The sequence below is a fragment of the Streptomyces alkaliterrae genome (assembly GCF_007097205.2).
Classification (GTDB): domain Bacteria; phylum Actinomycetota; class Actinomycetes; order Streptomycetales; family Streptomycetaceae; genus Streptomyces; species Streptomyces alkaliterrae.
The window spans coordinates 1-7,463 of the sequence record NZ_VJYK02000275.1 but is presented as its reverse complement, the minus strand read 5'-3'; the positions used below and the strand labels follow the sequence as shown (position 1 = coordinate 7,463).

The 7,463-nt window shown below is 72.3% G+C and carries 7 protein-coding genes and 2 pseudogenes; 6 read left to right on the top strand and 3 right to left on the bottom strand.

Going from position 1 to position 7,463, the window contains the following annotated elements; all coding sequences use genetic code 11:
• The 5 genes and pseudogenes from FNX44_RS29100 to FNX44_RS29090 all read left to right on the top strand — a co-directional run.
• Nucleotides 1–87 (top strand): annotated as a pseudogene (locus FNX44_RS29100) (acyl-CoA carboxylase subunit epsilon); the annotation flags it as partial.
• Nucleotides 88–205: 118 nt separating this feature from the next.
• On the top strand, nt 206–343 hold the full coding sequence (gene mmpB / locus FNX44_RS28185) for a morphogenic membrane protein MmpB (RefSeq protein ID WP_173019242.1): 138 nt from the start codon (nt 206–208) through the stop codon (nt 341–343).
• 184 nt (nt 344–527) lie between these two features.
• Nucleotides 528–737, top strand: coding sequence for a DUF397 domain-containing protein (locus tag FNX44_RS21165; protein WP_143650208.1), 210 nt, complete (start codon nt 528–530; stop codon nt 735–737).
• Nucleotides 738–810: 73 nt separating this feature from the next.
• Nucleotides 811–1,275 (top strand): annotated as a pseudogene (locus FNX44_RS29095) (DUF1990 domain-containing protein); the annotation flags it as partial.
• 48 nt (nt 1,276–1,323) lie between these two features.
• Complete coding sequence (locus FNX44_RS29090) at nt 1,324–1,947, top strand: Maf family protein (protein ID WP_173019243.1); 624 nt, start codon at nt 1,324–1,326, stop codon at nt 1,945–1,947.
• Here the strand turns inward: FNX44_RS29090 and FNX44_RS21155 are convergent.
• The gene (locus FNX44_RS21155) at nt 1,925–2,365 is read right to left on the bottom strand and encodes a hypothetical protein (RefSeq protein WP_143650204.1); all 441 of its coding nucleotides are present in this window, start codon (nt 2,363–2,365) and stop codon (nt 1,925–1,927) included. The genes FNX44_RS29090 and FNX44_RS21155 overlap by 23 nt on opposite strands.
• Before the next feature lie 403 nt (nt 2,366–2,768).
• On the opposite strand from FNX44_RS21155, the gene FNX44_RS21150 reads away from it, so the two are divergent.
• The gene (locus FNX44_RS21150) at nt 2,769–4,547 is read left to right on the top strand and encodes an acetyl/propionyl/methylcrotonyl-CoA carboxylase subunit alpha (protein WP_143650203.1); all 1,779 of its coding nucleotides are present in this window, start codon (nt 2,769–2,771) and stop codon (nt 4,545–4,547) included.
• 317 nt (nt 4,548–4,864) lie between these two features.
• On the opposite strand, the gene FNX44_RS21145 is transcribed toward FNX44_RS21150, so the two are convergent.
• Both FNX44_RS21145 and FNX44_RS21140 read right to left on the bottom strand, forming a co-directional pair.
• Nucleotides 4,865–5,734, bottom strand: a complete 870-nt coding sequence (locus FNX44_RS21145) for a DeoR/GlpR family DNA-binding transcription regulator (protein WP_153507566.1) — start codon at nt 5,732–5,734, stop codon at nt 4,865–4,867.
• A gap of 239 nt (nt 5,735–5,973) precedes the next feature.
• Nucleotides 5,974–7,404 (bottom strand): NAD(P)H-quinone dehydrogenase, encoded by a 1,431-nt coding sequence (locus FNX44_RS21140; protein ID WP_143650210.1) that lies wholly within the window; start codon nt 7,402–7,404, stop codon nt 5,974–5,976.
• Between the last annotated feature and the right edge of the window lie 59 nt (nt 7,405–7,463).

Here is a 7,463-nt window from a genome sequence, read left to right as displayed (position 1 = left end):
GAGTGGTACGACCCCGCGCGGCTCGTCCCCCGCCGCGTCCCGCACCCGGGGCCGCGCGCCTGGCGCACCAGCTACTGGCCCAGCTGACCGTTCTGCCGTGCGGGGCACCCGGGTGCCCCGCACCTCATCTTCCCGCCAGGTGCCCAGCCTGATTCTGAGTACGCGTACTCAGGCGTCGGCCGCCGCCGCACGGCAGGCTGGCCACATGCTCTGGTCCGACCCCCCACCGCACAAACCCTCCGATCTGCTGCGCGCCGCCCAGACCCGCCTCCGCCGCGTCGGCTGGGTGATGGCCGCCGTGGTCGTCTTCGTCCTCCTCATGGCCCTGAGCGCCCGCCGCTGACGCGGGGCCGGGTGGGCCCCGCCCGACGCCGTTGCAGCATGCGCGGTGCCGCGTAACTTCTGCGCTGCCGGTTGGCCCGACGGGTCCCGCGGGGCCGCTCGCGGGCCTACCATCGCCTACGGGTCACCGTGCTGCGTCCCCACCGCGCTCGTGCCCGAGCTCGCACAGCGTCGAAAGGGCGGCCATGAGACCCGAAGCTCCCCGCTGGTTCACGTCCTCCTACAGCGGCAACGGCGGCGCCTGCCTCGAGGTCGCGGCCAACCTCGTGCACGCGCGCGGTGTCGTCCCGGTCCGCGACTCCAAGAACCCGGACGGTCCGGTCCTCGCCTTCCCCACCGCCGCCTTCGCCTCCTTCGTGACGGGCGTGAGGACCGGCGAACTGGGCAACACCTGACGCGACATCAGAGTGCGGTCGTCTCGGCAGGTTTCTTGCCGCAGACGTCCGCGTCCCGACGCCTGGAGAAGTCCTGAGCCACCTCACCTACCCGACCGCGGGTATGACAAAGGCCGGAGGCCCGCCGCCTCCGCCCGGCTTCCGGTCTCTTCGGGTGCGTGTCCCCCTGGGGGCCGGACCGGAAGTACTCGCCCGCGCCGGGGAAGCGTTGACGAACTGGAGCATGCACCGCGCGACGGGGCTCGGCGTCAGCCCCACCGCGCCCAAGGCGGCGCCCGGCGTCCGGGTGGCCCTCCGACTCGGCCCGCTGCGCGCACCCTGCGAGGTGGTCTGGACGGTCCGGGAACAAACGCGGATCGGCTTTGCGTACGGAACGCTGGCCGGGCACCCGGAGTGCGGCGAGGAAGCGTTTGTCGTCGAGCGGCTCGCCAGTGGATCGGTGACGCTGACCGTGCGGGCCTTCAGTCGGCCCGCGGCCTGGTACCTCCGTGCCCTCGGCCCGGTCGGGCACTGGGGCCAGCGGGCCGTCGCCCGGGCGTACGGACGCGCGCTCCGGCGTCTTGTAGCGCGGCCTACGATGGGCGGCATGACCGGTGCCGCATCTGCCACTCCCGCACGTCGTCTTGTTCTCGCCTCCGCGTCGCCCGCGCGGCTCGGACTGCTGCGGCAGGCCGGAATGGACCCCGAGGTGATCGTCAGCGGCGTCGACGAGGAAGCGCTGAGCGCGCCGACGCCGACCGAGTTGGCGCTGGTGTTGGCGCGCGCGAAGGCCGCCGCCGTCGCGGAGCGGCCGGAGGCCGCCGACGCGTTGGTGGTGGGCTGCGACTCGGTCCTCGAACTCGACGGCCGCCCGCTGGGCAAGCCGGCCGACGCCGAGGACGCGATGAACCGCTGGAAGTCGATGCGCGGCCGCTCCGGCGTCCTGCTCACCGGTCATTGCGTCGTCGACACGACGACCGGCGGCGAAGCCTTCGGCACGGCCGCGACGACGGTGCACTTCGGTGAGCCGACGGACGCGGAGATCGCCGCGTACGTCGCCTCCGGCGAACCGCTGCACGTCGCCGGCGCGTTCACGCTCGACGGCCGCTCGGCGCCGTTCATCGACCGCATCGAGGGCGACCACGGCAACGTCATCGGCCTCTCCCTCCCGCTGCTCCGCCGTCTCCTCGCCGAACTCGGCACCCCGGTCACGGCTCTGTGGACGCTCTGAGTCCTGTCGGCCCGGACGGAAGGGTCTGGACGGTCCAGGTGAGGAGGGCGAGGGGGAGCATGAGGGTGATGAAGGCGGTCCAGCTGACCAGGGCTATGGCGACGGCGCCGAGGATGCCGTGACTGAGGCAGCAGGCGACGAGGAGCGCGCGGGCGACGCGGCCGGGTGGGCGGCGGCGTAGGAGGAGGAAGGCGCAGAGCGCGGGGAGGGCGGCGAGGAGGACGCCGCCGGCGCGCGCGGCGAGCGCGAGGTGGGTCGAGGGCAGGTCGGCGAGGCTCATGGACTGGGCGTCCACGAAGGCGGCCAGCAGCCAGAGCAGTACGGCGAGCGCCACCGCCTCGGTGAGCAGTGCGGCGGCCGTGAGGAGAGTGAGTGGGGCGGGTCGGCGGGGCGGGGCGGCATGGCTTCGTGTCGACAAGTCGCTACTCCCAGGACCTGTTACCGAAGGTAAGTCACCGCGCCGAGGCTACTGCGCGGTAGCGTGCGCGACAAGACGTACGGCGTGGCGGTGGACGACACCCCGCCGCCACGCGCGCGGCCGCGCCGCTTCGCGGGCGACAGCGCCGCAAAGAATCGGCGTCCGGTTAGTGGGGTCTCTACAAATATCGCCCCGCTCAAGGAGTTCGGAAGCGTCGAGACCTTGGCCACACGGATTCCGCTCTCGCGCGCCCGCACGGGCGGCGTACCTTGGTACGACAGGGGAGAAGGGGACCTGACGCGGGCACCGCTACAGCGCGTGTGGGCAAGCTCACCCCTCTGGGTGACTGCGCGTGGAGTGTCGCCAGTACCTAAACTCAGCTTGTTTCACGGAGGGAGTCATCGTGCGCAAGGTGCTCATCGCCAACCGGGGCGAGATCGCAGTCCGGGTAGCCCGTGCTTGCCGGGACGCCGGTATCAAGAGCGTAGCCGTCTACGCCGATCCGGACCGGGACGCCCTGCATGTCAGGGCGGCCGACGAGGCCTTCGCGCTGGGCGGTGACACGCCGGCCACCAGTTACCTGGACATCCCCAAGGTGTTGAAGGCCGCCGCCGACTCCGGCGCCGACGCCATCCACCCGGGGTACGGCTTTCTTTCCGAGAACGCGGAGTTCGCCCAGGCCGTCATGGACGCCGGGCTGATCTGGATCGGCCCGCCGCCGCAGGCGATCCGCGACCTCGGTGACAAGGTCGCCGCGCGGCACATCGCGCAGCGCGCCGGCGCCCCGCTGGTGGCCGGCACCAAGGACCCGGTGAGCGGGGCCGAGGAGGTCGTCGCGTTCGCCGAGGAGCACGGCCTGCCGATCGCCATCAAGGCGGCCTTCGGCGGTGGCGGTCGCGGCTTGAAGGTCGCCCGCACGCTGGAGGAGGTGCCGGAGCTGTACGACTCGGCGGTACGCGAGGCCGTCGCCGCCTTCGGCCGTGGCGAGTGCTTCGTCGAGCGCTACCTCGACCGCCCGCGTCACGTCGAGACGCAGTGCCTGGCGGACAAGCACGGCAACGTGGTGGTCGTCTCCACCCGTGACTGCTCTCTCCAGCGCCGCCACCAGAAGCTGGTGGAGGAGGCGCCTGCGCCGTTCCTGAGCGAGGAGCAGAACGCCGAGCTGTACCGGGCGTCGAAGGCGATCCTGCGGGAGGCCGGCTACGTCGGCGCCGGTACGTGTGAGTTCCTGGTCGGCCAGGACGGCACGATCTCCTTCCTCGAGGTGAACACCCGCCTCCAGGTCGAGCACCCGGTGACCGAGGAGATCACCGGCATCGACCTCGTCCGCGAGATGTTCCGCATCGCCGACGGCGAGGAACTCGGCTACGACGACCCGCAGCTGCGCGGCCACTCCTTCGAGTTCCGCATCAACGGCGAGGACCCGGGCCGCAACTTCCTGCCCGCGCCCGGCACCGTCACCGCCTTCGACGCGCCGTCCGGCCCGGGTGTCCGGCTGGACGCCGGTGTCGAGTCGGGCAGCGTCATCGGCCCGGCGTGGGACTCCCTGCTGGCCAAACTGATCGTCACCGGCGCCACCCGCCGTCAGGCGCTGGAGCGCGCCCGGCGCGCCCTGGCCGAGTTCCGGGTCGAGGGAATGGCGACGGCGATTCCCTTCCACCGCACGGTCGTCGAGGACCCGGCGTTCGCACCGGAGGTCAACGGCCGCGAGGGCGAGCCGTTCCAGGTCCACACGCGGTGGATCGAGACGGAGTTCGTGAACGAGATCAAGCCGTTCGCCGGCGCCGGTGTCGACGAGGACGAGGACGACGCCACCCGCGAGACGGTCGTCGTCGAGGTCGGCGGCAAGCGGCTGGAGGTCTCGCTTCCGGCGTCGCTCGGCATGCCGCTGGCCCGTGCGGCGGTCGCCGGCGGTGCGAAGCCGACGCGTCGCAAGGCGGCGAAGAAGTCGGCGTCCGCCGCGTCCGGGGACGCGCTCGCCTCGCCGATGCAGGGCACGATCGTGAAGGTCGCCGTGGAGGAGGGCCAGGAGGTCGCCGAGGGCGAACTCATCGTGGTCCTCGAGGCGATGAAGATGGAGCAGCCGCTGAACGCGCACCGGGCCGGTACGGTGAAGGGGCTGAGCGCCGAGGTCGGCGCGTCGATCTCCTCCGGCACGGTGATCTGCGAGATCAAGGACTGACGTGGCGCGCGGCGCGCGCTGAGGCGCCGCGACACACGACCGGCGGCCCCGGTCGGCCCTGCGGCGCGGGTAGCCGACCGGGGCCGCCGTCGTCGTCGGACGCTCGACGCGAGGCTGCGGCGCGGCTGCGGCTGCGGCTGCGCCCACCAGGCGAGTGACGTCGTCGGCGGGGACGGGCGGCCGGCAGCCGGCCACTCGCCGCGTGTCGGAACCGGCCACCGGCGCGGGCAGGCGCCGACCCCGGCCCCGGCCGTCACCACCGACCGGCACGCCGGGTGGGCGCCGGACGGGCATGGGCCCAGCCGGCCGGACAGGCCCTAACGGCGGCGCGGGGCCAGGTCGGCGATCTGGCCGCCTCCGGCGGCGACGCGGAGTGGTGACGAGCCGCCGCCCAGCGGGCGGCGCTGCTCGGGGAGGGCCTGCTCCCGCCCGCCCGTGGCGGCCGCGGCGGCGACCGCGATCCGCACGCCCTGGTCGGCGAGCGCCTGGAGTTCACCGGCGGCGCGGTCCTCGCCCTTCGGGGGCTCGTCGGTCACCAGGTGGGTGATGAGGTCGGTCGGCACGGTCTGGAACATGGTGTCGGTACCGAGCTTTGTGTGGTCGGCGAGGACGACGACCTCCGCCGCCGCCTGGACGAGGGCCCGGTCGACGCTGGCGGAGAGCATGTTCGAGGTGGACAGGCCGCGTTCGGCGGTCAGTCCGCTGCCGGAGAGGAAGGCGCGGGAGACCCGCAGTCCGTGCAGGGACTGCTCCGCGCCGGAGCCGACGAGCGCGTAGTTGGAGCCGCGCAGCGTGCCACCGGTCATCACCACCTCCACCCGGTTGGCATGCGCCAACGCCTGCGCGACGAGCAGGGAGTTGGTGACGACGGTCAGGCCGGGCACCCGGGCAAGGCGTCTGGCCAGCTCCTGGGTGGTGGTGCCGGCGCCGACGACGATCGCCTCGCCCTCTTCCACCAGTCCGGCGGCGAGGTCGGCGATGGCGGTCTTCTCGGCCGTGGCGAGGTGCGACTTGTGCGGGAAGCCGGACTCCCTGGTGAAGCCGCCCGGCAGTACGGCGCCGCCGTGTCGGCGGTCGAGCAGCCCTTCCGCCTCCAGCGCCCGGACGTCACGCCGTACGGTCACTTCGGAGGTCTGGACGACGCGGGCGAGTTCCCGAAGCGACACCGCTCCGTTCGCCCGCACCATTTCGAGGATCAGTTGACGACGTTCTGCTGCGAACACGGAACCGACAGTAACGCGGACGACCGTCTGCTTTCAGCGAATTGCCGGAGTTTACCGAAGTTGTTCACGAGTGGTTCGCGTGCGTGGTATAAGTCCGGTCCACATCACGGGCGTCGACGCGGGCCGGGACCGCCCGAGCGGGCGGCCCCGGTGGAGGAGGCGCAGGTCAGCGGGGTGAACGCGGCACCCGGCCACGGGGTTTGTCAGCCCTGCGCGGCCTTCGACGTCTGCAACTGCCGTGCCACCTCGGCGATCGAACCCGACAGCGAGGGGTACACGGTGAACGTGTTCGCGATCTGCTCGACTGTCAGGTTGTTGTCGACCGCGATCGAGATCGGATGGATCAGCTCACTCGCGCGCGGCGAGACGACCACACCGCCCACCACGATGCCCGTACCCGGCCGGCAGAACAGCTTCACGAAGCCGTCCCGCACACCCTGCATCTTGGCCCGGGGGTTGCGCAGCAGCGGCAGCTTCACCACCCGCGCCTCGATGCGGCCCTCGTCGATGTCCGCCTGGGAGTAGCCGACGGTCGCGATCTCGGGGTCGGTGAAGATGTTCGCCGAGACGGTCTTCAGGTTCAGCGGGGTGACGGTCTCGCCGAGGAAGTGGTACATGGCGATACGTCCCTGCATCGCGGCGACCGAGGCGAGCGCGAAGACGCCGGTGCAGTCGCCCGCCGCGTACACGCCGGGGGCGCTGGTGCGGGAGACCCGGTCGGTCTTGATGTGGCCGGAGTCGGTCAGCTTGACGCCGGCCTCCTCCAGGCCGATCCCGGCGGTGTTGGGGATCGCGCCGACCGCCATCAGGCAGTGGGTGCCGCTGATGACACGGCCGTCGGCGAGGGTGACCTCCACCCGGTCGCCGACCCGCTTGGCGGCGGCGGCCCGGGAACGCCCCATGACGTTCATACCGCGGCGGCGGAAGACGTCCTCCAGGACGGCGGCGGCGTCCGGGTCCTCGCCGGGCAGCACCCGGTCACGGGAGGAGACCAGCGTCACCCGTGAGCCCAGCGCCTGGTAGGCGCCGGCGAACTCGGCACCGGTCACACCCGAACCGACGACGATCAGTTCCTCGGGGAGTTCGGTCATGTCGTAGACCTGCGTCCAGTTGAAGATCCGCTCGCCGTCCGGCTGGGCGTCGGGGATCTCCCTGGGGTGGCCGCCGGTGGCGATCAGCACGGCGTCGGCGGTCAGCGTCTCCTCGCTGCCGTCCGCGACCCGCACGACGACCGTGCGCGAGCCGTCCGGCGCCTGATGCGGCTCCAGCCGCCCGCGCCCGCGCATCACCCGGGCGCCCGCCCTGGTCACGGAGGCGGTGATGTCGTGCGACTGGGCGAGCGCGAGCCGCTTCACCCGGCGGTTGACCTTGCCGAGGTCCACGCCCAGACCGCTCTCCGCCGTCGCCTCCGCGACGGTGATGCCCAGCTCCTGGTAGGACGACTCGAAGGTGGTCATCACCTCCGCGGTCGCGATCAGCGTCTTCGACGGCACGCAGTCGGTCAGCACCGACGCGCCGCCGAGACCGTCACAGTCGACGACCGTCACCTCCGCCCCGAGCTGCGCCGCGACCAGCGCAGCCTCGTATCCGCCAGGTCCGCCACCGATAATCACGATCCGAGTCACGTACTCCAGTGTCTCGCACACCTGTCGCGGTCACCGCCCGACCCCACCCTTCCGTGGCCGCGCCACCC

Excerpts from the sequence above, each read along its gene's own strand:
- FNX44_RS21145 (WP_153507566.1), bottom strand. The coding sequence starts at position 5,734 with ATGGTGCGGGCGAACGGAGCGGTGTCGCTTCGGGAACTCGCCCGCGTC.
- FNX44_RS29090 (WP_173019243.1), top strand. The coding sequence starts at position 1,324 with ATGACCGGTGCCGCATCTGCCACTCCCGCACGTCGTCTTGTTCTCGCC.
- FNX44_RS21165 (WP_143650208.1), top strand. The coding sequence starts at position 528 with ATGAGACCCGAAGCTCCCCGCTGGTTCACGTCCTCCTACAGCGGCAAC.
- mmpB (WP_173019242.1), top strand. The coding sequence starts at position 206 with ATGCTCTGGTCCGACCCCCCACCGCACAAACCCTCCGATCTGCTGCGC.